Here is a 548-nt window from a genome sequence, read left to right on the forward strand (position 1 = left end):
AGGCCGCTCCACCCGGTGAACTCGCCGCCGTAGGCGAGCAGGCGGTTCAGGAAGCGGTTGGCCGACTCGTCCTTGCCCTTGGTCTGCGGCGAGCGCGGCGCGCAGAGCCTGAGCTCGAAGCCGGCCTCCCGCGCGAACCGCCACGCCCTCTCCTGCCTGGTCCTCCTGCGGCCCGAGACGGTCACCAGGCACGACATGTTGTCCGTGATGCACTCCTCCGGGACGCCGCCGAGGCGGGTGAAGGTGGCGAGCAGGCAGGACAGCAGGTCGTCGAGCGTGCGGCTCCTGACCGGTATGAAGCGGTGCTTCCGGGAGTAGCCGAGCGTCGCGGTGAACACGCTGAACTCGAAGACCTCGCCCTCCGAGTCGACGAGCCTCATGCCCTCCTTCCAGTCGAACTGCAGCTGCCTGCCCGGGGGCGTCTCGAACCGCGGGTGCGGCTCGCGGCCGCCCGCGCCCCCGAAGGGCACGTCGCGGGCCCGGCACCAGGCGGTGAAGGCGCCGTACCCGGGCAGCCCCTCCCCGCGGCCCTCGCGCAGGAACGCGTA

General features: G+C 72.3%; 1 protein-coding gene. It reads right to left on the minus strand.

The window, feature by feature from the left end; all coding sequences use genetic code 11:
- On the minus strand, nucleotides 1–548 hold a 548-nt coding region (locus tag ACTQV3_RS09280), incomplete at both ends, for a DDE-type integrase/transposase/recombinase (protein ID WP_441550013.1).

This window comes from Collinsella sp. LCP19S3_A7 (genome assembly GCF_052121995.1).
Classification (GTDB): Bacteria; Actinomycetota; Coriobacteriia; order Coriobacteriales; family Coriobacteriaceae; genus Collinsella.